The 22,226-nt window shown below is 35.2% G+C and carries 28 protein-coding genes; 8 read left to right on the top strand and 20 right to left on the bottom strand.

Features of this window, described 5'->3' with window-relative positions; genetic code table 11:
• Positions 1 to 346 precede the first annotated feature (346 nt).
• The 3 genes from ACWV26_RS03565 to ACWV26_RS03555 all read right to left on the bottom strand — a co-directional run bounded on the left by ACWV26_RS03565 (position 347) and on the right by ACWV26_RS03555 (position 2,740).
• A complete protein-coding gene (locus ACWV26_RS03565; RefSeq protein ID WP_455897003.1) occupies positions 347 to 931 on the bottom strand; it encodes a histidine phosphatase family protein in 585 nt (194 codons plus the stop codon).
• A gap of 272 nt (positions 932 to 1,203) precedes the next feature.
• Complete coding sequence (locus ACWV26_RS03560) at positions 1,204 to 2,022, bottom strand: thermonuclease family protein (RefSeq protein WP_455897002.1); 819 nt, start codon at positions 2,020 to 2,022, stop codon at positions 1,204 to 1,206.
• Positions 2,023 to 2,194: 172 nt separating this feature from the next.
• On the bottom strand, positions 2,195 to 2,740 hold the full coding sequence (locus ACWV26_RS03555) for a phosphatidylglycerophosphatase A family protein (protein WP_455897001.1): 546 nt from the start codon (positions 2,738 to 2,740) through the stop codon (positions 2,195 to 2,197).
• A 104-nt stretch (positions 2,741 to 2,844) separates the two neighbouring features.
• Here ACWV26_RS03555 and ACWV26_RS03550 point away from each other — a divergent pair, with 104 nt between their 5' ends.
• From ACWV26_RS03550 to ACWV26_RS03540, 3 genes are all read left to right on the top strand, one after another.
• Positions 2,845 to 3,567, top strand: a complete 723-nt coding sequence (locus ACWV26_RS03550) for an alpha/beta hydrolase (RefSeq protein ID WP_455897000.1) — start codon at positions 2,845 to 2,847, stop codon at positions 3,565 to 3,567.
• Between the two features lie 85 nt (positions 3,568 to 3,652).
• Positions 3,653 to 4,165 (top strand): YjcG family protein, encoded by a 513-nt coding sequence (locus ACWV26_RS03545; RefSeq protein ID WP_455896999.1) that lies wholly within the window; start codon positions 3,653 to 3,655, stop codon positions 4,163 to 4,165.
• 2 nt (positions 4,166 to 4,167) lie between these two features.
• Entirely contained in the window at positions 4,168 to 4,602 is a 435-nt protein-coding gene (locus ACWV26_RS03540; protein WP_455896998.1) for a GNAT family N-acetyltransferase, read from the top strand.
• 123 nt (positions 4,603 to 4,725) lie between these two features.
• Here ACWV26_RS03540 and ACWV26_RS03535 read toward each other — a convergent pair whose 3' ends face one another.
• From ACWV26_RS03535 to ACWV26_RS03505, 7 genes are all read right to left on the bottom strand, one after another.
• The gene (locus ACWV26_RS03535; protein WP_455896997.1) at positions 4,726 to 5,001 is read right to left on the bottom strand and encodes a hypothetical protein; all 276 of its coding nucleotides are present in this window, start codon (positions 4,999 to 5,001) and stop codon (positions 4,726 to 4,728) included.
• An 85-nt stretch (positions 5,002 to 5,086) separates the two neighbouring features.
• The gene (locus tag ACWV26_RS03530) at positions 5,087 to 5,332 is read right to left on the bottom strand and encodes a stage VI sporulation protein F (protein WP_455896996.1); all 246 of its coding nucleotides are present in this window, start codon (positions 5,330 to 5,332) and stop codon (positions 5,087 to 5,089) included.
• A gap of 13 nt (positions 5,333 to 5,345) precedes the next feature.
• Positions 5,346 to 5,501, bottom strand: coding sequence for a YjcZ family sporulation protein (locus tag ACWV26_RS03525; protein ID WP_455896995.1), 156 nt, complete (start codon positions 5,499 to 5,501; stop codon positions 5,346 to 5,348).
• Between the two features lie 65 nt (positions 5,502 to 5,566).
• On the bottom strand, positions 5,567 to 5,932 hold the full coding sequence (gene spoVAE / locus ACWV26_RS03520; RefSeq protein ID WP_455896994.1) for a stage V sporulation protein AE: 366 nt from the start codon (positions 5,930 to 5,932) through the stop codon (positions 5,567 to 5,569).
• Positions 5,933 to 5,941: 9 nt separating this feature from the next.
• Positions 5,942 to 6,946 (bottom strand): stage V sporulation protein AD, encoded by a 1,005-nt coding sequence (locus ACWV26_RS03515; protein WP_455898170.1) that lies wholly within the window; start codon positions 6,944 to 6,946, stop codon positions 5,942 to 5,944.
• A complete protein-coding gene (gene spoVAC, locus ACWV26_RS03510; RefSeq protein ID WP_455896993.1) occupies positions 6,946 to 7,401 on the bottom strand; it encodes a stage V sporulation protein AC in 456 nt (151 codons plus the stop codon). The genes ACWV26_RS03515 and spoVAC overlap by 1 nt, the downstream gene beginning before the upstream one ends.
• A 2-nt stretch (positions 7,402 to 7,403) precedes the next feature.
• Positions 7,404 to 7,811, bottom strand: coding sequence for a hypothetical protein (locus tag ACWV26_RS03505; protein WP_455896992.1), 408 nt, complete (start codon positions 7,809 to 7,811; stop codon positions 7,404 to 7,406).
• A gap of 130 nt (positions 7,812 to 7,941) precedes the next feature.
• Between ACWV26_RS03505 and ACWV26_RS03500 the strand changes: the two genes are divergently transcribed.
• A complete protein-coding gene (locus ACWV26_RS03500) occupies positions 7,942 to 8,472 on the top strand; it encodes a CotY/CotZ family spore coat protein (protein ID WP_455896991.1) in 531 nt (176 codons plus the stop codon).
• A gap of 606 nt (positions 8,473 to 9,078) precedes the next feature.
• Here the strand turns inward: ACWV26_RS03500 and ACWV26_RS03495 are convergent.
• The 6 genes from ACWV26_RS03495 to ACWV26_RS03470 all read right to left on the bottom strand — a co-directional run bounded on the left by ACWV26_RS03495 (position 9,079) and on the right by ACWV26_RS03470 (position 13,944).
• Positions 9,079 to 9,489, bottom strand: coding sequence for a hypothetical protein (locus ACWV26_RS03495; protein WP_455896990.1), 411 nt, complete (start codon positions 9,487 to 9,489; stop codon positions 9,079 to 9,081).
• A 52-nt stretch (positions 9,490 to 9,541) separates the two neighbouring features.
• A complete protein-coding gene (gene mgtE, locus ACWV26_RS03490) occupies positions 9,542 to 10,918 on the bottom strand; it encodes a magnesium transporter (protein WP_455896989.1) in 1,377 nt (458 codons plus the stop codon).
• 223 nt (positions 10,919 to 11,141) lie between these two features.
• On the bottom strand, positions 11,142 to 12,050 hold the full coding sequence (locus ACWV26_RS03485; RefSeq protein ID WP_455896988.1) for an RluA family pseudouridine synthase: 909 nt from the start codon (positions 12,048 to 12,050) through the stop codon (positions 11,142 to 11,144).
• Positions 12,050 to 12,859, bottom strand: a complete 810-nt coding sequence (locus tag ACWV26_RS03480; RefSeq protein WP_455896987.1) for an NAD kinase — start codon at positions 12,857 to 12,859, stop codon at positions 12,050 to 12,052. The genes ACWV26_RS03485 and ACWV26_RS03480 overlap by 1 nt, the downstream gene beginning before the upstream one ends.
• Positions 12,856 to 13,536, bottom strand: a complete 681-nt coding sequence (locus tag ACWV26_RS03475) for a GTP pyrophosphokinase (RefSeq protein ID WP_455896986.1) — start codon at positions 13,534 to 13,536, stop codon at positions 12,856 to 12,858. Before ACWV26_RS03475 ends, ACWV26_RS03480 begins: the two co-directional genes overlap by 4 nt.
• Before the next feature lie 27 nt (positions 13,537 to 13,563).
• Complete coding sequence (locus tag ACWV26_RS03470; RefSeq protein ID WP_455896985.1) at positions 13,564 to 13,944, bottom strand: UPF0738 family protein; 381 nt, start codon at positions 13,942 to 13,944, stop codon at positions 13,564 to 13,566.
• 164 nt (positions 13,945 to 14,108) lie between these two features.
• Between ACWV26_RS03470 and ACWV26_RS03465 the strand changes: the two genes are divergently transcribed.
• From ACWV26_RS03465 to ACWV26_RS03450, 4 genes are all read left to right on the top strand, one after another.
• Positions 14,109 to 14,699 (top strand): CYTH domain-containing protein, encoded by a 591-nt coding sequence (locus tag ACWV26_RS03465; protein ID WP_455896984.1) that lies wholly within the window; start codon positions 14,109 to 14,111, stop codon positions 14,697 to 14,699.
• A gap of 3 nt (positions 14,700 to 14,702) precedes the next feature.
• Positions 14,703 to 15,569 (top strand): lytic transglycosylase domain-containing protein, encoded by an 867-nt coding sequence (locus tag ACWV26_RS03460; RefSeq protein ID WP_455896983.1) that lies wholly within the window; start codon positions 14,703 to 14,705, stop codon positions 15,567 to 15,569.
• 195 nt (positions 15,570 to 15,764) lie between these two features.
• Positions 15,765 to 16,166, top strand: a complete 402-nt coding sequence (locus ACWV26_RS03455; protein WP_455896982.1) for a globin domain-containing protein — start codon at positions 15,765 to 15,767, stop codon at positions 16,164 to 16,166.
• On the top strand, positions 16,163 to 16,981 hold the full coding sequence (locus ACWV26_RS03450) for a DsbA family protein (RefSeq protein ID WP_455896981.1): 819 nt from the start codon (positions 16,163 to 16,165) through the stop codon (positions 16,979 to 16,981). The genes ACWV26_RS03455 and ACWV26_RS03450 overlap by 4 nt, the downstream gene beginning before the upstream one ends.
• 632 nt (positions 16,982 to 17,613) lie before the next feature.
• On the opposite strand, the gene pepF is transcribed toward ACWV26_RS03450, so the two are convergent.
• The 4 genes from pepF to spxA all read right to left on the bottom strand — a co-directional run bounded on the left by pepF (position 17,614) and on the right by spxA (position 22,183).
• Complete coding sequence (gene pepF / locus ACWV26_RS03445) at positions 17,614 to 19,431, bottom strand: oligoendopeptidase F (protein ID WP_455896980.1); 1,818 nt, start codon at positions 19,429 to 19,431, stop codon at positions 17,614 to 17,616.
• Positions 19,432 to 19,494: 63 nt separating this feature from the next.
• Positions 19,495 to 20,595, bottom strand: coding sequence for a competence protein CoiA (locus ACWV26_RS03440; protein WP_455898169.1), 1,101 nt, complete (start codon positions 20,593 to 20,595; stop codon positions 19,495 to 19,497).
• 178 nt (positions 20,596 to 20,773) lie between these two features.
• Entirely contained in the window at positions 20,774 to 21,427 is a 654-nt protein-coding gene (gene mecA, locus ACWV26_RS03435) for an adaptor protein MecA (RefSeq protein ID WP_455896979.1), read from the bottom strand.
• Positions 21,428 to 21,787: 360 nt separating this feature from the next.
• Complete coding sequence (spxA, locus tag ACWV26_RS03430; protein WP_455898168.1) at positions 21,788 to 22,183, bottom strand: transcriptional regulator SpxA; 396 nt, start codon at positions 22,181 to 22,183, stop codon at positions 21,788 to 21,790.
• Between the last annotated feature and the right edge of the window lie 43 nt (positions 22,184 to 22,226).

The following is a 22,226-nucleotide window of genomic DNA, read 5'->3' as shown; positions in this document are numbered from 1 at the left end:
CACAACTTTACGTAACATTTACAATCCTGTAACATAAGCGTTCACAAATTCGAAAATACTATTCAATTATTTAACATGTTTTTTCTCGAATTTTTGTTATTTGAAGTAGAGTTAGTCGGTAGAAAGTATTGAGGATAGTACTTTTTCTTTTGTTACATTCTTTAATACCATGTCAATATATAATTTCACCATTGTAAATTCTCTATTTTTATAGAACACTTTTCTTTTATTTCCTATTGTCATATTCTTTACAATATATCTTTCAAAAGAAAAAAGATACGCCAATCTGCGTATCCTTTTTATAAATCCAATAAAATGAAACTTCAATCAGCTTTATAGTTGAATCTTACTGCCCGTTAATGCAGGATAAATGTTGAACTTCATTATATTTATCTAAATGCCACAACTTATTTTGACTATGAATGGTGCTTACGCCGCCATTTGAAAGTCTGGCGCTTTGAGGAAATAATTGTGGGTTTTCTACCATAGTAAATAGCGTATGAATAACTGCTCCGTGCGTTACTAAGATTACATTGCCATCAGGGTACTCTGATTGAATTTTCTCCAGTCCATTTGCTATTCTTTCTTGAAGATTTTCAATCGATTCTTGATTTGGATATTCTTTGTGTGGGTATGCATTATTCCGCTCTTCGTAAGTCATCCCTTCCGCTATTCCGAAAGTACGCTCAGAAAATTCTTTAATTGGTATGAATGGTAATTGCAAAGCCTCGTTCATAATCGTTGCCGTAAGCATTGCTCTTTGAAGAGTACTTGAATATAGTGCATCGCATTTTATATTTTCAAAATAGCTTCTGCATGCAATTGCTTGTTGTTCTCCTCTATTATTTAATGTCGTATTTGTTCCACCTTGAAGTCTTCCTTCACAGTTCCAGTCTGTCTCGCCATGTCGCACTATGAATATTCTTGTCATACACACACCCCATTATTTACTTTGAGAACATAGTACCATAAAAATTGGAAAATACACCACAACTATATTTCTTTAAATCAATACAATCAGAGCTTCCCTAATTGTTAGTTGAACCAATCGAGCTTTTACGGTCAGTTTTGCTTCACCTATGCTTCCTGGATAATTTTAAAGGCTAACAGTTGAATCAAAAACCAGTTATTGCTAATAAATAAAAGATAGCAAAGGCGATTAGTATCTACCTTTGCTACCCATTTAAAATAATCTACTTTATTTTAGGATGCTTTTGAGAAGCCAGCTTTTTGTGCTTCTTCTTCTGAGCAGAACATTTTCTCTGCTTTAACGGCATTGTAATTATTCATACCCGGTAAATGATATAGCTTTTTCCCCTTGCTATTAATATTACCTTTGATATTGCAGGTTGCTCCTGTGTTTACATGTGTCTCTTCATTTTGAGATTTGTTATTTACAAAAGAGGAACTATTGGTTGTCCCCTTTGTTGAATCTTCACCTGGTTTCCAATTTTTCACAACGCTTTTATCGAAACCACGATCTGTTACATATCCATTGTATTGCCAAATACCTTTTTTCTCTTTTTTTGCTTCTTCTTGAATCGCTTTATACTTGTCCACATATTTTGTGTTTGGTTCATATATGTAACCAACTCGCACAAGACCTTCTCGAATTAATTGTTCTTGTACACTTTTTCCATCTGCATAGACATAAGCTAATAAGCGGCCATATTTGTCTTCTTTTCCACCAACGTCAAATTCTAAAGTGACTTCTTTAGCATTATTTAGGATTTCTCTATTTCTTCTTTGCGCTTCACGGCCAAATGGTTGCTCACCTAATTTTTTATGATACATTTCAGGAGCATCTACTAATAAATACCGAACTTTTTTCGTTTCGCCATTATATTTTACTTTCATTGTATCGCCATCCATGACACTGACGACTTCTACATGTTCTTGGTTTTGATTTTCGTTCTGGTTCTGGTTTTGGTTCTTGGTAGATTTGAGAGATTGTCCCATTGTACATCCTGCCAAAACAAGGAGTACAAAACTACATAAAACAACCATCCATAATTTTATCATTACATTCACTCTCATTCTTACTATTTACTTTGTATTTTATCATTGTTGGAAGTGGAATTGGCTTCGCTTTTCACACTTTCAGGTTACTACCCTATTTTCTAAAAAGCTGGCTTTGCCAATTCCACTTTAATATAATGTTTAAATTTCATTGAAGAAAGGTAAAATAAAAATACTAAATTTTATCCTTTTCACCAATTATCTCACCTGATTCTTCAAGATCTCGAATTCGGTGAGCTAACCGTGATGATGCTGATGCAGCGATACTTCCTACTAAATCATCTAAAAATGTATGCACGCCATTGATTCCTTTTGTATCAAGTTGTTGAATGATTCCTGTTTTATTCTTATCTAAATGTCCATAAGTTGTTACTGCTATGCTCCCATATGTTAATACAGAACCAATTGCAAGGGTTTCGTCAACTCCAAATAAGCTTTCATCTGATTCAATTAACTGCTGAAGGGGTTGGGATAACATCTTTTTTTCAGCAAGTTCATCGAGTTCAATACCTACAAGAAGGGCATGTTGCACTTCCCTTTTGTTTAGAACGCGTTCTACTGACCATATACAATGTTTTAAAGTTAAATTATTATTATAAGGGTATTGCATTTCATATACTATTTCTGCAATATCAGTAATCGTTACACCACGGCGTTCTAATGCTTCTCTTGCTGCTTTTGCCACAATATCTGAAGACACTTTCAGTTTCTCATTATACATTGAAAAACCTCATTTCCCCTAAATAATTATATCATTATAAGATTATACCTTTATTGACGCATATGTTACAATTTCCCTACATACATGTTAAAGGAGTGTTCAATTTGGAACATGGTACCATTTCAGATGTAGAGTTTTACAGTGAAGCCCTACAAGAAAAGCTGGAATTATTAATCTATATGCCAGCTAACTATTCTCCATTTTATAAATATTCCGTTTTAATTGCTTCAGACGGTAAAGATTATTTTCAATTAGGTCGTATAAGTAGAGTTGCAGATGAATACTTAGAGAAAGAAGATATTGAAAATCTAATTATTGTTGGTGTTCCCTATAAAAATATTGAAGATAGAAGACGTAAATATTTACCTAACGGCGACCTACACGCTGCTTATTTACGCTTTTTAGCTCACGAACTAGTACCATATATCGATCAGCAATATTCAACTTATTGTATGGGCATGAGTCGAGCATTAATTGGTGATTCACAAGCTGCAACCGTTTCACTCCTTGCTGCTATCGCTTACCCAAATATTTTCGGCAACGTAATCTTACAATCACCTTATGTTGACGATTTGGTATTGGATAAAGTTCGAGAAGTGAAGAATCCACATGCATTTTCCATTTACCATGTAGTAGGCACATTGGAGTTTGAAGTAATGACGACAAATAAAACGATTAAAGACTTTTTAACACCAAACCGAAAACTTCATGACTTAATAAAAGAAAAAGGGTTCTCTCATTTTTACGAAGAATTTGAGGGCAATCATTCATGGAAGTATTGGCAACCTGATTTGAAAAGAGCTATAAAACAAAAATTTGGAATTTAGGATAGTTAATTATTTCATGTTAATATTTTTATTGTTATACTGAAAATTGAGAACTATTAGAAATTATCCAAGGAGGTTCTGCACGATGAAATACGGAATTGTTGCCTTTCCATCTAAACAATTACAAGACTTTGCAAATTCTTATCGAAAAAGATATGACTCGCATTACGCGCAAATTACACCTCATATTACATTAGGAGTAACAGAAATAGATGATTCTCGAATTGACACAATTTCAGAATCTATTAAAGAGGTTTGTAGTCAATTCTCTCCTCTTAAAATTCAAGTTTCAAAAGTAAGCTCTTTTGCACCTGTCAACAATGTAATCTACTTAAAAGTTGATGTGACTAAACAACTTCAAGAATTACATGAAGAGTTGCATAATAAAGTTATTGGCACGGAAGCTAAATATAAATTTGTCCCTCATATTACGCTTGCACAAGATTTAAGTTCTGGTGAGCATGATGATATTTATGGTCAGCTTCGTATGACAAATGTTGACTTTAGCGAAACAATCAACCGTATTCATCTATTGTATCAATTAGAGGATGGCTCTTGGACTGTTTATGAAACTTATCGATTATCAGGTGAGGCGTAAACTTGGTTTTTGCAAAGATTGTCGAAAGTGAAAAAGAATTACAAGATGCCTTCTTTGTTCGAGAAGAAGTTTTCGTCAAAGAACAAGGGATTCCTCTACCATTAGAAAAAGATGAGTATGATAAAAATGCTACCCACTTTGTCGCTTACTTTGATGATCGACCAATAGCAGCGGGTAGAGTTCGTTTTACCGAAAATCTAATCGCTTCTGTAGACCGTGTCTGTGTCTTGCCAAATTTCCGTAGGAGACAAATTGGGGTTTTAATGATGGAAAGTCTAGAACAATACATCCAGGGATCTAACATAAAAAAAGTGAAAATTAATGCACAAACTCATGCTATTCCATTTTATGAAAAACAACAGTATTACATCACTTCTCCTGAGTTTTTAGATGCAGGAATTCCTCATCGAGCAATGGAAAAAGTATTAGATAGTTAAAAAAAAGCTACGATGTACTATGAGATAAAAATCATAACACATCGTAGCTTTTTATATGGAAGTAAATTCGCATTAGTTTGTTCGTTTTCATGATGATTGTGTTTTGTGATATATCCGATTGGTCTATATACAAAAATCGTATTTTAATCCTTTACTAGTCAATTCTGCAATATTCAAATCATATAAAGTAAGACTTTTATCATAAACTTGTTGTATTTTCTGCCGATTACAATACTTACTTTTAGACTGTTGATGTCTTTGTACCAATTCTCTGCCAAAGTTTGATTGTTTTTTTATTTCTTCTATTTTATTGATAAAAGAATATTTACGTTTTTTTTGCAGAGATTGATTCATATATTGTATCGTTTGAAAATCACTAATTGGTAAAATATATCCCATAGTAACCCCCCTATAATACAATTACTTTTATGCTCTAAAAGTAAAAGATACTATAGGGGCAGTTTAGATATGCCTTAGATATGCTTTACATCATTTTTTGAATACTGCTTAAATCCAAGGATTTACCATTTTTGAGAATAGACGCAACAATTTGTTCTTCAAGTTCCTTTGTAACTGGCTTATTTGCTAGTTTCGCAACTTTACGAACAATTTTACGGACTTGTCGTTCATCCTGAAAATTAGCGTTTTGAATAGCATTAGCTAGCGCGAAGACTTCTTCCATTGGAACTCCAGTTTTCTCTTCGATTTTCCGAAAGAAATATGGATTCATCTATTCGCCCTCCTTAGTAGATAAAGCTAGTGCCAACAATAATTAACAAAATGAATAAAACAACGATTAGAATAAAAGTTGAGCCACCGTAGTTGCCACCGTAGCCGCCACCGTAGCCACCAGATGGATATCCACAACCGTATCCGTATCCTCCCCATCCTGAATTCATTGCAATCCCTCCTCTCTTTTCTCCCTTATGTTATGCAGGGAGCAAAAGAGGAATCGGGCGGATGACTAGGGTTGCTGTCCTTTTGAACGAAATATTATTGCACCAATCATCCCAAAAACAATGGCGGCACTAATCCCTGAGCTCGTTACTTCAAACATTCCCGTAAGTACACCAATCCACCCATGCCGTTCAGCTTCTGCCATTGCGCCATGTGTTAGTGAGTTACCAAACGAAGTAATTGGAATCGTCGCACCTGCACCCGCAAAATCAATTAAAGGTTCATAAAGATTGAATCCATCTAAAACTGCACCTATAACCACTAAAAGACTTAAAGTATGTGCTGGGGTTAGTTTTCCAACATCCATTAATAATTGTCCAATTACACAAATTAAACCCCCAACGATAAAAGCCATCAAAAGTGATACAATCATGTCAATTCCTCATTTCATCGTGATTTCAATAGCATGTGCAGTACAAGGTATTGATTCATTTTGTTGTACTGTTAATGGTGATAATAATGCCCCAGTTGCAATAGCAAGAACTCGCTCAACTTTTTTATCATTTAATTGTTTTAGAATATAACTAAAAAACACCGATGCAGAGCAACCAGCACCACTTGCACCCGCTAAGAAACCATCATCATCGCCGTAGTATTCGGCTCCTCCATCTCTGATTTTCATTACATCTTCCTCTGCCATTCCTTCTTTAATTAACATTTCTTTTAATATGGAGAGTCCAACTTTTCCTAAATCACCTGTCATTATTAAGTCATAATCCTTTAGTTTTTGACCTCTCCCCTTTAAATGGCTAGAAATAGTATCGCAAGCAGCCGGTGCCATAGCTGCTCCCATGTGAAACGGATCAGTTTGTTGCAAATCAATCACTTTTCCAATGGTTGCAGCCTCTATAGCAGGAGTATTGATTTGTCCTTTTGCAACCAATACATATCCAGCGGCCGTCACAGTCCATTGCGCAGTTCCAGGTTTTTGACTTCCATATTCAACTGGATATCTAAATTGGCGCTCAATGGAATTATGTTGACTAGCAGCTCCCGCAAGTGCAAAACGACTCGCGCCCAATTCCGTTAATAAGGATGCAATAATGACGCTGGAAACTGCTGTAGCACAAGCAGAAAATAACCCTATATAAGGAGCTCCAATTGTAGCTGCTGCAAAATTGGATGGTGTCATTTGATTAACCAAGTCACCACTCATAATAAAATCTACATCTTGTTTTTTTACTTTTGCCTTATCTAAGGCTATCTGACATGCTTGTTCTGTCATTGTTTGATGGCCCTTCTCATTTGTATCCTCATCCGCTCTTTCACTGTCAAATAGTTTATCAAAATCAGTTGCAAATACACTTTGTTTCTCTACTGGTCCCGCGACTACACCAGATGCCAATAACGCCGGCTTTGAGGGAAAATAAATTACACCTTGATCCATCACCAGCTCGCCACCCCCATTGATACAAAGATAAGTTTCACTAGTGCTACAACAAATGCTGATACTACGCCAAAAACGATGACCGATCCAGCTAGCTTGAAAATATTACCGCCGACTCCTAATACATAACCTTCTGTTTTATGTTCGATTGCTGACGAAATAACGGCATTACCAAATCCAGTAACAGGTACTGCAGAACCAGCTCCACCGATTTGTCCAATTTTTTTATATAGCCCAAAACCTGTTAGTAACATTGCAATAAAGATCATTGTCGCAACAGTAGGATTTCCCGCTGTCTTTTCCGTAAAATCAAAATAAGCGATATAAAAGAAGGTAATAAGTTGGCCAATCGTGCAAATAATACCACCAACAAGAAAAGCTTTAATACAATTTACGAAAATCGATGGTTTTGGTGATAATGACTGCTGTAAGTTTTCATATTGCTTTGCATCCATTATTAAGTTTCCTCCTTAGCTAGATCTCTTAGCTTTTTAATTTTTTCTTTTAGCTGTTGGTCATCTAGTTTTTGTTTGGCTAATTTTTCGGTTTCCCAAATGATTTTCAAATCTGTACTAACCAAAACCTTATGATTTGGTAAAGCTTTTTCTAATTCTTTTTGCCATTCTTTTTCATATTTCTGTTTTTTCCATTTTGATGCTTGTTTGACTTCTATTCCTATAATGGCCGCATCCTCTGAAAAAAGAGCAGTTACTCTTTTAATGTGTTTATCATTTTTTACAACGTTTTCTACGTCTTGTTGCTGCGTCTTAAACTTATCGTCATGATTTGCAGTAAAATATTCCGTTTTTGAACTACTACAACCAACTAACAAGAAGACCACGAGCAACAAAAGTCCCTTTTTCATGCTTCTCACCCTTTTTGAGATTTAGTATGAAACTTTTTTAATAAAAATATTCAAGGTATGACATCAGCCCGAGTGAATATTTGAAATACTCATATGGTATAGAGAGTTCGAAAGAGGAGGTGAAAACAAGATGGGGTGTGGAAGAGAAAGAGAGAGTTCTAGTTCTTCAGGCTCAAAATCAAGTCACTCTAGAAACTGTGTATGTGATGTAGTTCGCGCTATCTTAGATATTCAAAACCAAGGTGTAAATGAAGAATGTGAATGTCCTACCAATTGTTTCCTAGAGCCACTTGGAGGTTTAGTAAGTCCTGCAAGAAACAATGCTGATACCCGAGTATTCATGCTACTTACAAAAGACGGAACACCATTTAAAGCATTCTTTAGAGAAAGAGGCAGACCAGATTGCACTTGCTTCTCAGTATTTTTCCGCGTAGAAGATGTTTTCGATGGATGCTGTGCTACTTTGAGAGTACTAGAACCACTTGATAGAGAAGGTATGGATGTAGATATTCTGAACGATAAAGGCACTGACGTTGACTTAACAACTCTTTGCAAAGTAAGACGTTTTGAAGCTACAGATAGCTGTATAACAGTTGACCTAAATTGTTTCTGCGGAGTGCAATGTATTCGTGATGTTTTCTTAGGGGTTTGCCAAGATTAATAGATAGGTGAAGCAGCGTCGGAATAAAAGAAGCGATTGTTTGATGGTACTACTATCAAGCAATCGTTTTTTAATTTTAATGCTGAACGCGTCCGTTTAGCCCCGACAAGCTGCTTGCGGGCCCGAATCGAAAGCAGCTTGTCAGCTTTCGAACGAGAGACCGAAAAAAGGAAGATAGCCTAAGTTCGCCACGTCCTGTGGCAACGGCTATCGGAATCACTTCCTGTGAACCCTCGAGGGGCTGGCGCGTGAAGCTGGATAAATCTATTAAGTGCTGAAGCGGCTCGTTTTAGGGAAGATAGTCTAACTGCGCCGCATCGTGCGGCAACGACTATCTGACCCACATCCTGTGGCCCAGAAAATCATTGGAAGGCCCGAATCGAAAGCGTCCTCAGCAAGTAGTACAATAATATTTTTGATTTTCAATCTTTAATATAAACAAAAACGAGTTCAGAATTCATTCTGATACTCGTTTTTGTTAATTACTATTTAATATATGTGATTTACGAAAATTGGCATTGAATAAGTAAAAGAAATTTCTTTAAAGTGTTGTGCTCTAACTATTACTCTAGTATTGAAAAAACTCCAAAATCTAATATCAAATCCCTATAAAAACGATCTGCCTCTCCATAAAAGATCATCCAATTTCGATATGGCGATTGGTTGGATCCCTTCATTGGCAGTTTTAATAACAACTTCTGCAGATTCTTCATCCACCTCAAGAACTTCTCCTTGGATTTTTCTTCCATCATTCACAATAAACACAAGGGGTTGATAGGCTTTTTGTTGGAAAGGATTAGATAAGAATATCAGCCTTTCTTTTCGTTTACGTAATTCGCCATCTTCAATAATCGGCACTTCTTCAGTTAAATTTTCAGATATTTCTTCAATGGATTCAATGGTTTCTTCTTCATTAACAAATACTTCAACGTCATGTTGAACTTCCTTTTCAGCTTCCTCAATCTCTTTAAAAAAAGGTGGTGGTGTTTTGACAAAAAGGAGTGGGCGATTTCCCACGATAACACTTCCTTTTTTTATTTTCATATTATGCCCAAAAATCAAATTTGGTTCACATTAGATGATTGATGAAAGCTGAGGCGATTCCGAGATAGATTAATATACTTGTAATATCGTTTAATGTGGTGATAAAAGGTCCTGAAGCAACAGCAGGGTCAATATTTAATCGACTCATTAAAATTGGAATAAAAGATCCAGCTAATGTCGCAACAACGATTGAACAACAAATCGCTACACCTACTAATAAACCAATTAAGAATGTATGTTGCCAAAAGAAAACAATTCCGAGTGCAATGCTTCCACAAACAAGGCCCATAATCATTCCGGTAATCAATTCACGTAACAATAACTTTAGCTTACTTGCACCTTCAACATCACCTGTTGCAATCCCACGTACAGCTACTGCTAGAGCCTGTGTCCCACTATTCCCTGATGTACCGCCTATTAATGGAATAAATGCAGCAAGTAAAGTAACTTTTGCAAGAGTATTTGCAAACAAATCAACTAAATTAGCAGTAATCATACCTAAGAATAATAGGACAACTAACCAAGGTAATCGTTTCTTAGCCGCAGCAAACGGACTTGTATTAAATGTATCCATATCTGAGACACCGGCTAATTTAGAATAGTCTTCTGATGCTTCTTCATCGATGACATCGATAATATCGTCGACTGTAATAATGCCAAGCAATATATTTTTTGAATTAATGACAGGTACAGCTAAAAAATTATAGTCTTTCATAATTTGAGCAACATCTTCTTGGTCGTCTGTGACATTTACGCTCACAACACGTTCATTCATAATATCATGAATTAGAGTATCTTCTTCAGCAATGATGAGATCACGTAAAGAGATAACTCCTACCAATTGATTCGTTTCGTCTACTACGAAAATATAGTAAATTGTCTCAGCTTCTGGAGCAGCATTTCGCAAAATGGTCATAGCTGAACGTACAGTTGAATTTTCGGGAATGGCAACATATTCAGTAGTCATAATAGAACCAGCTGTGTACTCTTCATAATTCAGTAAATCACGAATTTCTTTTGCTGATTCATTCCCCATTATTTTAAGAAAATGACTAATTTGCTCATTATCCAATTCATTTAATACATCCACTGCATCATCCGTATACATTTCAGCAATCATTTGTGCAGCATATGCCGGAGACATCTCTTCAAGGAAACCTTTATATTCTTGATTGTCAAGTTCGAGAGCTTCGAAAATTCCCGCCATCTCTCCCGGGGACAAATACTGATAAATGATCTGTCGTATATCAGGTTCCACCTTCTCATAAAACTGTGCCTGATCGTATGGATGTAGTGACAAATAGTCTTCCCTGAAAGCATCTGTTTCGCCATTAAGTAATAACGATATTAAATGTTCCTCATCAAATTGCACTTCATCTTTATCCGTTGTTTCGTCTATCATGCATGTCCCCTCCTCTCGACTGTTTTACAATACTTAACACCCTATTATAATAGTTCGAACATTACATAAGGGCAATTACTTTTTAATAAATTAATTTGGAACAAGATAAATAGTAACATTAAAAGTTAAAGATACTCAATCTCTTCTTTTTTTATTCCCTATCAATTCCTTATTAAGTCTTAAAGGTCAAAAAAAGATGTACTCATTGTAGAGACATCTTTTTTCACAGTTCTCCAGAAATAATATTCTTCATCTCATCTGGAAGTTTGCTCCTAAATACCATTTTCTCATGCGTAATCGGATGTTCAAGTTCCAGTGTAACGCAATGTAGTGCATGCCTATCTATAAGTTCTCTTGTTCCACCATATAAATCGTCTCCTAGCAACGGATGACCAATTGATGCCATATGCACGCGAATTTGATGAGTTCTTCCTGTGTGTAAGTTTAGTCTTACATGACTAACTAATTCACCTTGTAAGCAAAAACGATTCAACACTTGCACATCTGTATGTGCAAATTGGCCTTCTTGCCGGACTTCTCTTTCAATAATACTGCCATCTTTACGTCCTATTGGTGCAATGATTTGTTGGAAGTCCTCTTGCATATTGCCATGAACGAAAGCTTCATATGTTCGGTGGATGGTATGTTCTTTTTGAGCCATGGACATAAGATGATGTATATGGCGATGTTTAGCAATACACATTAACCCTGATGTATTTCGATCTAAGCGTGTGACAACATGAACAGTTGAAGCAATCTGTTGCGATTTAAGATGTGCTGCAATTATATTGGCAATGCTCCCTGTAGGATGATCATGAGATGGAATAGTACTTTGATAAGGAGGCTTTTCTATAATAAGTAATTCATTATCTTCGTACACGATAGTTAAAACACCAGTTTCCGGAACTAATCCATCACTAATTTCCTCTATAGGAAATATAACTGTTACCTCATCACCACTTGTTAATGGATGTCTTACATTTTGCTCTACTCCATTAACAAGTAATGTCCCACCATCAAATTTTATCGCTGTTAATGCACGTTTTGAAATTTCAACGTCACTTAATGCTTCTCGCAATAATTGACCGTCTTTTTGCGCCTTAAAGGAGAGGCGATATCTAAAATCTTTCATTAATCTTTTAAATCACTATCGATAAAAGAATCGTGCACTCGTTGCCAAAACGGGAAGGCTTTAAACCTTGCAAAACGCACTTTCTCTTTCGCAACACGATATTGGATCGACTTAACATTTTTATGCAACAGTTGCACATGATCGACTGTCACCATAAAATCCTCAGCCTTAACAGGTTTTAAAATACAGTTATGATGTGCGGGTAGAACAAGAGAAGAGCCCACTGTACGGAATACACGATTATTTATAGATGCCATTTCTGTTAATTGAATTGCATGTAATGATGGATGTAAAATTGCGCCGCCTAGTGCTTTATTATAAGCTGTGCTTCCTGAAGGTGTTGATATGCAAAGACCATCACCACGAAATCGTTCAAAAGGACGCCCATTTAATTCAACATCCATGACAAGAGTTACTTCTGGGGATTTAACAGTAGATTCATTTAACGCTAAATACGTATAACTATCCTCGCTATTTTGATAATTGATCGTAACTTCCAAAAGTGGATATTCGATCACTTTCATTTCCCCTTTAGCGATTGAATTTACTAGCTTTTCAATTTCGCTTGGTTTCCAATCAGCATAGAATCCTAAATGACCCGTATGGATACCAACAAACGCAACTTTTGATAGCATATGGGTGTACCGATGGAACGCATAAAGAAGCGTTCCATCACCGCCAATCGATAGAACAATATCCGGTTTTTCTTCATCTAATTCAAGTCCAAAATCGGTTAAATAGGAAATTGCACGTTCCATGAGTTCGTTTGATTGTGGATCATTACGTGATTGGATGGAAAATTTCTTCATATATCCTCGTGAGCTCCTTTCGTGTTTTCATGACGTACTTTAGGATTAGACGCTTCTTTATATTCCGTAAAATAGGCTTGTGCTTCTAGAGCTTCCTCACGAATCTCTGACATCTCTTCATCAAGTTTAAACGCTGCCTCTGCCGCATTTTGTAGACGGTGCTTTATATCATCTGGGAAAATCCCTTTATATTTGTAGTTAAGTGAATGCTCAATTGATGCCCAAAAGTTCATCGCAAGTGTCCTGATTTGAATTTCAGCTAATATCGTCTTTTCACCTTGGATGGTACCAACTGGATATTCGATAATGATATGGTACGACCGATATCCACTTTTCTTCACATTAGTAATATAGTCTTTTTCTTCAATGATATGTAAATCATTTCTCTGACGTAATAAATCAATAACAGTTGGAATGTCATCTACAAATTGACACATGATACGAACCCCTGCAATATCTTGCAATTCATGTCCAAGTGTATCTGACGGTTCAAAAATTAATCCTTTTTCTAACGTCTTATCATAAATACTCGCAAGCGGTTTAACTCTTCCAGTGACAAATTCAATAGGTGATGTCGTGTTTGACTTTTCAAATTGCGCACGAATCCCTTTTAATTTTATTTTAAGTTCGTCTACTGCTTGCTTATAGGGCTGTAAAAAGCGATCCCACTGTCCCATGATAAGTCCCCCTAACACGTTTAGGCTTTACTCAAGTAATTGTGCAAAAGTTTTTTCAACTGCAGTTGTAAAATCTTCTCCATAATTATAGTTACCTTCAATATTATATATTAGCGATTGTAATTCATCCAAAAAACCAACTAATTCAATTCGCTCAATTCCCCATTTTAACACAGGATTTGCTTTTGAATGTAGAGTTTCGACTAATATTGGCCAAACTTTTTGAGGGAATTTCAAATAACTATAACCATCATTCTCATCCAATAAATATATAAATGCTTTTTCATCTGAATCAGTAATCATCTTACCCGCTGGTTGAATTGCTAAATCACTTTCAGGATTATGCAACTCAAAGAAAATTTGAGAATCTTGTAATACACCATTTTCAATTAAATAAGTTTTACGCAAGGCCGATCTTCCTTTCTGTGAATATGCACTCTATTTTATCATAGGCTTCTTCATTTCTAACGAATTTTTCGGAGATTTTTCAGGGCTTGTATCATTTTCTTATGCAAATTGCATTTTGTTATAAAATTCCTCTATAATTCATAAATAGAAAGGGTGTGTAGATATTGACCCAAGAATTAGAAATCGAATTCAAAAATATGTTAACAAAAGAGGAATTTTACACGTTATGTCATTCCTTCAATTTAACAAAAGATAAGTTTCATGAACAAACAAATCACTATTTTGATACGCCTGATTTTGCTTTAAAAAATGTAGGATCTGGTTTACGAATTCGAGAAGTACAAAACCGCTTTGAATGTACATTAAAGGAACCGGCTGAAGGCATCGGGTTAACCGAAACAACGGACTTACTTCAACAGGAGACAGTTCAATCTATTTTAGCCGGCAACTCTCCACTTCATGCAGAAGAAGTTGAAATGCGGCTGCATGCATTAAACGTCCATACAGAAGATTTGCAAATATTAGGTTCACTCTCTACAAAAAGAGCCGAAATAGAGTATAAAGGCGGTCTTTTAGTATTTGATCATTCGATTTACGCAGAAGTTGAGGATTATGAATTAGAATATGAGGTTCAAGATGAGGAGACTGGAAAGAAAATCTTCGAACAACTTCTTGCACAATATTCTATCCCATCAAGACCAGCTGATAAAAAAGTCGCTCGTTTTATGAGCGCTGTCAATAAGAATCGAGGGTAATCGATGTATACGCAATCATTATCACAACTACCAAATTTACAAGGAATGAATTCCGTTGGTACTACTAGTATGACAAATAGTTCAACTCCTACTTCTGGCTTATTCGCTCAAATGTTGTCACAGTTAACTGCTCCATCATCTAGTACTTCGCAAGCTTCTCAAATTCTTGGACTTACGAATTCACTTTCAAGCCCGAACAGTAATGTCTATTTATCACAGCTGTTATCTTCACCAAGTTTGATTAATAATTCATTAGGGTACGGTACTAGCTCTCCAATTGACTATAGCCAATTGCTAGGTGGGCTTGAGTTAAGTACAACAAGTGATAGTCAAAGTGTAAGTAGCTATAGCAATCCAGAAACGCTGAACAATTACGCTGTCAATTACAGCGGTCTAACACCTATTTTTACACCAGCATCTTTGAATACCAACTCAAACTTTTCTTTGGATGAATTAACAACGAAAAAATCAGATTCAAATAGTGAATCCGCAAATACAAGTTATGATTCTATTATTAAAAAAGCAGCACAAACATATGGTTTACCCGAGAAAATGATTAAATCTGTAATTAAACAAGAATCGAACTTTAATGCAAGTGCAACAAGTTCAGCAGGCGCAGGTGGATTGATGCAATTGATGCCTGGCACTGCTAACTATTTAGGAGTTTCTAACGTTTACGATGCAGAGCAAAATATCATGGGTGGTACAAAGTATTTAAAACAATTGTACGACCAATTTAACGGAAGCTTCCCTCTCATGTTAGCTGCTTATAACGCTGGACCTGGTACAGTAACAAAATACGCCGGAGTTCCACCCTATAAAGAAACTATGAATTACGTAACAAATATTATGAATACATACAACTCATAATTTGACAAAATACCAACAATTTCGCTACTATTCATTCATCCTCTATTTTTTAAGATGAACGGCTTATCGCTGTAACGATTGTTGGTTTTTTTATCGTAAAATATGATAATCGGAGTATTGAGCGAATCATTTGTTTGAGAAAATACGAGGAGGTTGATAAAATAGAATTACAGCTAAAGCAAAGGAGAATCATCTATGATGCAGAAACCTATAATTCCTTATGAGGAAATTGGTAAAGAAAAACTCTATAAAATGATTGATATTTTCTATTCCAAAGTTGCCAAAAATCCGAAGCTAAAGCCAATATTCCCTGATGATTTATCCGAGACAGCCCGCAAACAAAAACAATTTCAGACCCAATATTTAGGTGGTCCAAACCTATATACAGAAGAACATGGTCATCCAATGCTAAGAGCTAGACATATACCATTCAAGATTACGCCGGAACGCGCACAAGCTTGGTTAGAATGCATGTCTGAAGCAATGGATGAAGTAGGCCTTGAAGGTAAACTTCGAGAAGTATATTATCAACGTCTCGTCCTTACAGCGCACCATATGATTAACTCACCGGATGAAGACGAGGAGGTTTTAGAGTGAACAAGATTCAGTATTTAACTGAAAAACCTACTGTATCAACTTCTACTGCCCTAAGTAAACCGATCGAGCTTTATGTATTTATGGATTTGCTTTCTCCAGATTGTTGGGAGTTACAATCATTAATCCGACAATTACAGTTAAATTATGGACATTATTTTTCCTTACGTATTGTCCTAAGTACAGAATTGAATTCGTTAAACACAGCTTGCCAACGTATTAATAGTTGTGAATCTCATGAAGAACTTGTTGATGTATCCCATCCAGTTCTTCCTTCAATTGCTGTAAAAGCGGCCGAACTTCAAGGAAAAAAAGCAGGTTATCGCTTTTTAATGAAATTACAGGAATATGCTTTGACAAATATTAAAAACGTATCCCTTTGTAGTACATTACAAGAGATTGCTTATGAAATAGGATTAGATATTGAAGAATTCCAATCTGACTTTCTATCAATGGAAGCAACACGCGCATTCCAAAGTGATTTATGTATTACACGTGAAATGGAAGTAGACGAAGTTCCAAGTTTTGTATTCTTCAATGAAAACATTGAAGATGAGGGTTTAAAAGTTTCTGGTTCCTATCCTTTTTATGTATATGAAAAAATATTAGAAGAACTATTAGATCAAAAATTAGTTTGTCAGCAACCACCTTCAGTAGAAGATTTGTTTCAACGTTATCATACTTTAACAACTAAAGAGGTTGCAGCTATTTATCAAATTTCTCAAAATACTGCTGAACGTGAGTTAAAGAAAAAGATGCTACAACAGAAGCTTGATCGAGTAACATGTGATGAATTATCGCTCTGGCGTTTAAAATAGATTTTAATAATACTAGATTCTCTTCCAATCATAGTAGATTACTATGATTGGTTTTTTTGTTTATGGATGGATGATATACAATTCACTCATTGCATGCGATTATACGGAACGTTATGTTGATGCTAAGAGTTTTGGATAAGTTTTTGGAGAGTTGAAGGGATCATCGTGTTAGATTGAATCAGAAGCAATGATTGATTAATTTTTCTACTATGCTTTATGTAACTTACATACCCTTGTTTTCTGACCATAAACAAAAGAAGCATCTCTACGAGAGATGCTTCTTTTCACAAAGGGGATGGGAGAAATGTTCACGTTCAAACAAAGGGGTGTATGTTTGTTTGTGATTTATTTCACATCTGTAACTTTAGCATGAAAAATCTTTTATAGCAACGATTCAAACTTATATTCACAAAGTTGTCATATAGTAAGCGTTTCCAATGTTTCTAGAGTATTTTTATGTATATTTTTACACGAAATTGACAATAATTATACTTTATAGGTTTAAATTCCTGCATCTTATTTCGTGTAACAAAAGAAATTATCACTACTTTAGATTTAGCATCCTTATTATGTCTATGTATGAAAAAATAAGCCTCAGAGTATATTTCCTCCGAGGCTTATAACTAGTAGTATTATTCAGCTAGAAGTTTTTCTAACTCATTTAAATTACGTTCAAAAACTTTGCATGCTTCTTCAATTGGTGTGGCTGATTCCATGTCTACGCCAGCTGCTCTTAATACGTTGATTGGATAATCTGAGCAACCTGCTTTTAGGAATTTGTTAATGTAACGTTCTACCGCTGCATCGCCCTCTGATAGGATTTGTGAGCTTAAAGCGATGGCTGCACTCTTCCCTGTTGCATATTGATATACATAGTAGTTGTAGTAGAAATGAGGAATACGTGCCCATTCTAGACCGATTTCTTCATCAACAACCATATCTTCACCAAAGTATTGTTTGTTTAATTTAAAGTACTCTTCTGACATACGTTCAGCAGTAAGTGCTTCCCCTTTTTGGTCTAATTCATGAATAATGTGTTCAAATTCGGCAAACATTGTTTGGCGAATAATTGTACCACGGAAGCCTTCTAGCCAGTGATTTAGAATGTAAATACGTGTTTTTGGATCATCGATTGTTTTCAATAGGTAATCATTTAGTAATTCTTCATTACATGTAGAAGCAACTTCTGCTACGAAAATAGAATAGTCTCCATAAACAAATGGTTGATTGTTACGCGTAAAGTAACTGTGTACACTGTGTCCGAATTCATGTACAAGTGTAAATAGATTGTCTAAATTGTTCTGCCAGTTTAATAAGATATATGGATTTGTACCATATGAGCCAGATGAGTAGGCTCCGCTACGTTTACCTTTACTCTCAACCACATCTACCCAACGATTTTTTAATGCTTGATCAAGAATTCCTACATATTCGTCACCCATCACGGCTAACGCCTTTAACATATGTTCTTTTGCTTGATCATAAGTCATATCAATTTTAGATTCAGGTACTAATGGTGTGTAGACATCCCACATATGCAATTCATCGACACCAAGAATTTTCTTACGTAATGAAATATAGCGGTGCATAAGCGGTAAGTATTTGTGTATCGTTTCAATCAGTTGATCGTACACTTTTTCAGGGATACTATTTGCAGACATTGCTGCTTGACGTGCAGAGTCATATTTGCGAATACGAGCACTTACATTGTGAGCTTTTACATTACCTGTTAATGTAGCAGCAAATGTGTTTTTAAAGTTGCCATATGTGCCATACATTGCATGGAAAGCTGCTTCGCGTACTGAACGATCATTGCTTTCTAAAAAGTGAACATAATTACCATGTGTTAATTGAACTTGTTCACCGTCTTCATCTTGAATTGTTGGAAATTCTAAGTCCGCATTATTTAACATGCTAAATGCATTGGAAGATGCACCTGTCACTTCAGACATTTGTGATAGGATTGCTTCTTGTTCTGCTGGTAAAATATGAGGACGCTCTTTATTGATCTCTTCAATTTCATGTTTATATAATTTTAAATCTTCGTTTTGTTCTAGATATCCTTCAAGTACTGCTTCATCTAGTGATAAGATTTCAGGAGTTAAGAAAGAAAGACTTGTAGAAATTTGCGCATATAAAGTATTTGCGCGACTGTCCATAGCTTGATAAACTCCATTTGTTGTATCTTGGTCATTACGCATATGAGCATAAGCATATAGGCGTCCTAACTTACTATATACATCATCACGGAAGCGTAAGACCGTAAGTAATGCTTCGGCTCCGTCTTTAATTGTTCCTTTATAGGTAGCAGCTTGTTTACCTAATTCGCTGATTTCCTTAAAGGCTTCTTCCCACTCAGCATCCGTTGCAAATATATCTTCTAGTTTCCAAGTTAACTCTGTAGGAACCTCTTCCCTTGTTAATACTTTGCTTTTTTGATTTTCAGCCATAATATGACCTCCTCATATAATTTTATCTAGAAACGAAGTACTTCTCATATTTTCTCAATTTTCTCAATGCTTTGCAAGGAATTGAACATATATATGCCGGTATAACATTTCTTCATCAAATGCACTATTAATTTTAGAAATATTTATTCCTTTTATTATTTCATTATAACTTTTTATTGATTCAATAGCTTGTTTATTTATAAAAATATTTGGATATTTCTCCCTAAATCCATGAATGATACAAGAAGATATATGGGTAAGGTCTTTTCCTATTTCCTCCAGATAGTGTATCCATAAAAGCTGCCATTCTGCATTAAAAACTGAAAACCCAAATGATTTAGATACAGGAATGCCTACGAACAAAGGTAAATTTCCCAATTGATAGCGCATATCATAACATGCCCGTAAAAAGGTATCTTGCACACCTCTATTACTACTAAGTAATCTACTCTTTAAAAATTGTAGTCTAGCTTTCTTCCATAACTTCCAATAGATTAAGAATTCCTGTTCTGTAGGCACCTCTACTTGTAAAAAAGGAAAACGTTGTGCTTCAATCGGTAAACGCTTCACCAATGCAATATACCGATATCCTGAAATCGGCATTAAATAGGAAAAATATACAAAGTCACCTGATTCAGCATCAAAAGTAATCATATGCGCCTGACCTTGAATGTATGAGATAAATTGTTGTTTAAATGGGGATAATTTAATTTGTTGAATACCATTTTTGTAAGTTAGTTTGTTAATCGGGGTTTTTAAAATCCAAATTGGCTTTATATTTGATTGATGGTATCCTCGTGTACGATGTTCCATATGGGGGATAGGAATCGTACTACATTGGTATTCAATAGCAAACTGCTTTTTGTTATAATCTAGTAAAATGTCAGGCCTTTGTGCTAACTCTTTCAAATAGGGTTCAAGTTGAACTGTCATCTTTAACTTTTGAAACATTTCATATAATTTCTGTTTACCTAATAAGTGCTCCGTAGTCTCCCCTTCTGAAAAAGACTCTGCGCAGGTACTCTTTTTTTGATGGGCAAAATGAGGAATCATAATTTGTCCAATTTTCAGGTGAACAGTTTCTTCACATTGTGGGCAGAAAAACTGCTCTGTTTTTCGAAGTTCTTTCAATTTGTCTTTAGTATCTTGTCCTGTTAATACAATTAACTGCTTGTTCGAATTAAATGCTGTTAATATGTGATCACCTCCAGCTATAATTCTATGAATTTTCTGAATTATTTACAAGTATTATGATTGCCTAATATCAATAGAACGAAAAAACAAGGAGTAACTAAAAAGTAAGTTTCGATACTTTTTTAGTCACTCCTTTTTTATTTATTCTTTAAAAAAATTTACGAACAGTTTCAAAACAATTTTCTGCCATAATTGGTTTACCGTACTCTTCTAACAGATGAATTGTCGTGTCTGCTTCTTCAGCACTTTCACAAATAACACTCAAATAATTTTCTAATTCTTCTATTGTAGACTCTTCATCAAACTCAACATGCAAGTAATACTTACCATTTAATTCATATAACGAATTTTCGAATTTTGCTTCTGCAGGCATTCTATGAGCGATATCAATGATATCTTCAAAATCATTTAGAACGAACGTATAGCCGTCTAAATAGTCTTCCTCATCACCGAAGATTTCCTCAAACTCATGAGGTTTCAAATCCATGCCGTTAAATGCATTTTCAAAAAACTTCCTTTTATCTTCTAGATTTGCTGGGAGATCCAACGTTCCATCTTCAGAAAATTTAGCTGTAGTAACTGTTAACTCTAGGCCATTTTCTTTGGCTACGACTTGAATCCATAATGGACCATCCATTTCAAAATCTATATCATCGTTTAGTTCTTCCATCATTACCCAGAAAAGTTCTTCGCCTTTATCTCGGTTATACCATATTTCGTCCTTCGTGAATCCGCGTTCTTCAATGTCAAGATAAGAAATGAAGAGTTTTAGTGTATTCTCGTTAATGCGCTCCATATCCATTTTACACAACTCCCTCCGGTCACTACTTCTTAAAAGATTTGTCTGTTAGCCAGATTATTGAAGGTGTACCTTTTAAACAGCGTCTCTTACTATTGTATGACGATATGGCGAAAAATGAAAAGAATAAATCTTAAGAAATAACAATAGTATATGAAATATAATAGAGTATGTTTACAAATACAAGTAAAATACATGATTTCGTAATAATTTCGGATTACAATACTATTTTGCTATTATGTAGAATGCCACTCAATTCATCTTATATACCCTTCAAATACAATAAATAAACAAAAAGCAAAAAAGCTAAAACCCCAAAAAGAGTTCTAGCTTAGCTTGTACATAAGTCTTTGAACTATGCGGTTAGTTCACCAATTTTTGTGCTTCTTGTAATTGGTATGCGCGTACTTTACGAGGTAAGAAACGACGAATTTCATCCTCGTTATAACCAACTTGTAAACGTTTTTCATCTAAAATAATCGGACGACGTAATAAGCCTGGATTTTCTTGAATTAGTTCATATAAACGTTGAAGTGGTAAGGATTCTAGATCCACTTTAAGTTTTTGAAAAATTTTAGAGCGAGTTGAAATAATCTCATCTGTTCCATCTTCAGTCATTCGTAAAATTTCTTTTATTTCACTTATGCTAAGTGGTTCTGCAAAAATATTTCGTTCTTTATATGGAATCTCATGTTCTTCTAGCCATGCTTTTGCTTTTCTACATGAAGTACAACTTGGTGAAGTAAATAATGTTACCATCATATCTAACACAACCTTTCAAATGTGGTTTAGTTATATTAAC

The sequence above is a fragment of the Rummeliibacillus sp. JY-2-4R genome (genome assembly GCF_053847205.1).
The sequence above is the reverse complement of the archived record's forward strand: the minus strand, read 5'-3'. Positions and strand labels throughout refer to the sequence as shown.

Excerpts from the sequence above, each read along its gene's own strand:
- ACWV26_RS03565 (WP_455897003.1), bottom strand. The coding sequence starts at position 931 with ATGACAAGAATATTCATAGTGCGACATGGCGAGACAGACTGGAACTGT.
- ACWV26_RS03560 (WP_455897002.1), bottom strand. The coding sequence starts at position 2,022 with ATGATAAAATTATGGATGGTTGTTTTATGTAGTTTTGTACTCCTTGTT.
- ACWV26_RS03555 (WP_455897001.1), bottom strand. The coding sequence starts at position 2,740 with ATGTATAATGAGAAACTGAAAGTGTCTTCAGATATTGTGGCAAAAGCA.
- ACWV26_RS03545 (WP_455896999.1), top strand. The coding sequence starts at position 3,653 with ATGAAATACGGAATTGTTGCCTTTCCATCTAAACAATTACAAGACTTT.
- ACWV26_RS03535 (WP_455896997.1), bottom strand. The coding sequence starts at position 5,001 with ATGGGATATATTTTACCAATTAGTGATTTTCAAACGATACAATATATG.
- ACWV26_RS03530 (WP_455896996.1), bottom strand. The coding sequence starts at position 5,332 with ATGAATCCATATTTCTTTCGGAAAATCGAAGAGAAAACTGGAGTTCCA.
- ACWV26_RS03525 (WP_455896995.1), bottom strand. The coding sequence starts at position 5,501 with ATGAATTCAGGATGGGGAGGATACGGATACGGTTGTGGATATCCATCT.
- spoVAE (WP_455896994.1), bottom strand. The coding sequence starts at position 5,932 with ATGATTGTATCACTTTTGATGGCTTTTATCGTTGGGGGTTTAATTTGT.
- ACWV26_RS03515 (WP_455898170.1), bottom strand. The coding sequence starts at position 6,946 with ATGGATCAAGGTGTAATTTATTTTCCCTCAAAGCCGGCGTTATTGGCA.
- spoVAC (WP_455896993.1), bottom strand. The coding sequence starts at position 7,401 with ATGGATGCAAAGCAATATGAAAACTTACAGCAGTCATTATCACCAAAA.
- ACWV26_RS03505 (WP_455896992.1), bottom strand. The coding sequence starts at position 7,811 with ATGAAAAAGGGACTTTTGTTGCTCGTGGTCTTCTTGTTAGTTGGTTGT.
- ACWV26_RS03500 (WP_455896991.1), top strand. The coding sequence starts at position 7,942 with ATGGGGTGTGGAAGAGAAAGAGAGAGTTCTAGTTCTTCAGGCTCAAAA.
- mgtE (WP_455896989.1), bottom strand. The coding sequence starts at position 10,918 with ATGATAGACGAAACAACGGATAAAGATGAAGTGCAATTTGATGAGGAA.
- ACWV26_RS03485 (WP_455896988.1), bottom strand. The coding sequence starts at position 12,050 with ATGAAAGATTTTAGATATCGCCTCTCCTTTAAGGCGCAAAAAGACGGT.
- ACWV26_RS03480 (WP_455896987.1), bottom strand. The coding sequence starts at position 12,859 with ATGAAGAAATTTTCCATCCAATCACGTAATGATCCACAATCAAACGAA.
- ACWV26_RS03475 (WP_455896986.1), bottom strand. The coding sequence starts at position 13,536 with ATGGGACAGTGGGATCGCTTTTTACAGCCCTATAAGCAAGCAGTAGAC.
- ACWV26_RS03460 (WP_455896983.1), top strand. The coding sequence starts at position 14,703 with ATGTATACGCAATCATTATCACAACTACCAAATTTACAAGGAATGAAT.
- ACWV26_RS03455 (WP_455896982.1), top strand. The coding sequence starts at position 15,765 with ATGATGCAGAAACCTATAATTCCTTATGAGGAAATTGGTAAAGAAAAA.
- pepF (WP_455896980.1), bottom strand. The coding sequence starts at position 19,431 with ATGGCTGAAAATCAAAAAAGCAAAGTATTAACAAGGGAAGAGGTTCCT.
- mecA (WP_455896979.1), bottom strand. The coding sequence starts at position 21,427 with ATGGATATGGAGCGCATTAACGAGAATACACTAAAACTCTTCATTTCT.
- spxA (WP_455898168.1), bottom strand. The coding sequence starts at position 22,183 with ATGGTAACATTATTTACTTCACCAAGTTGTACTTCATGTAGAAAAGCA.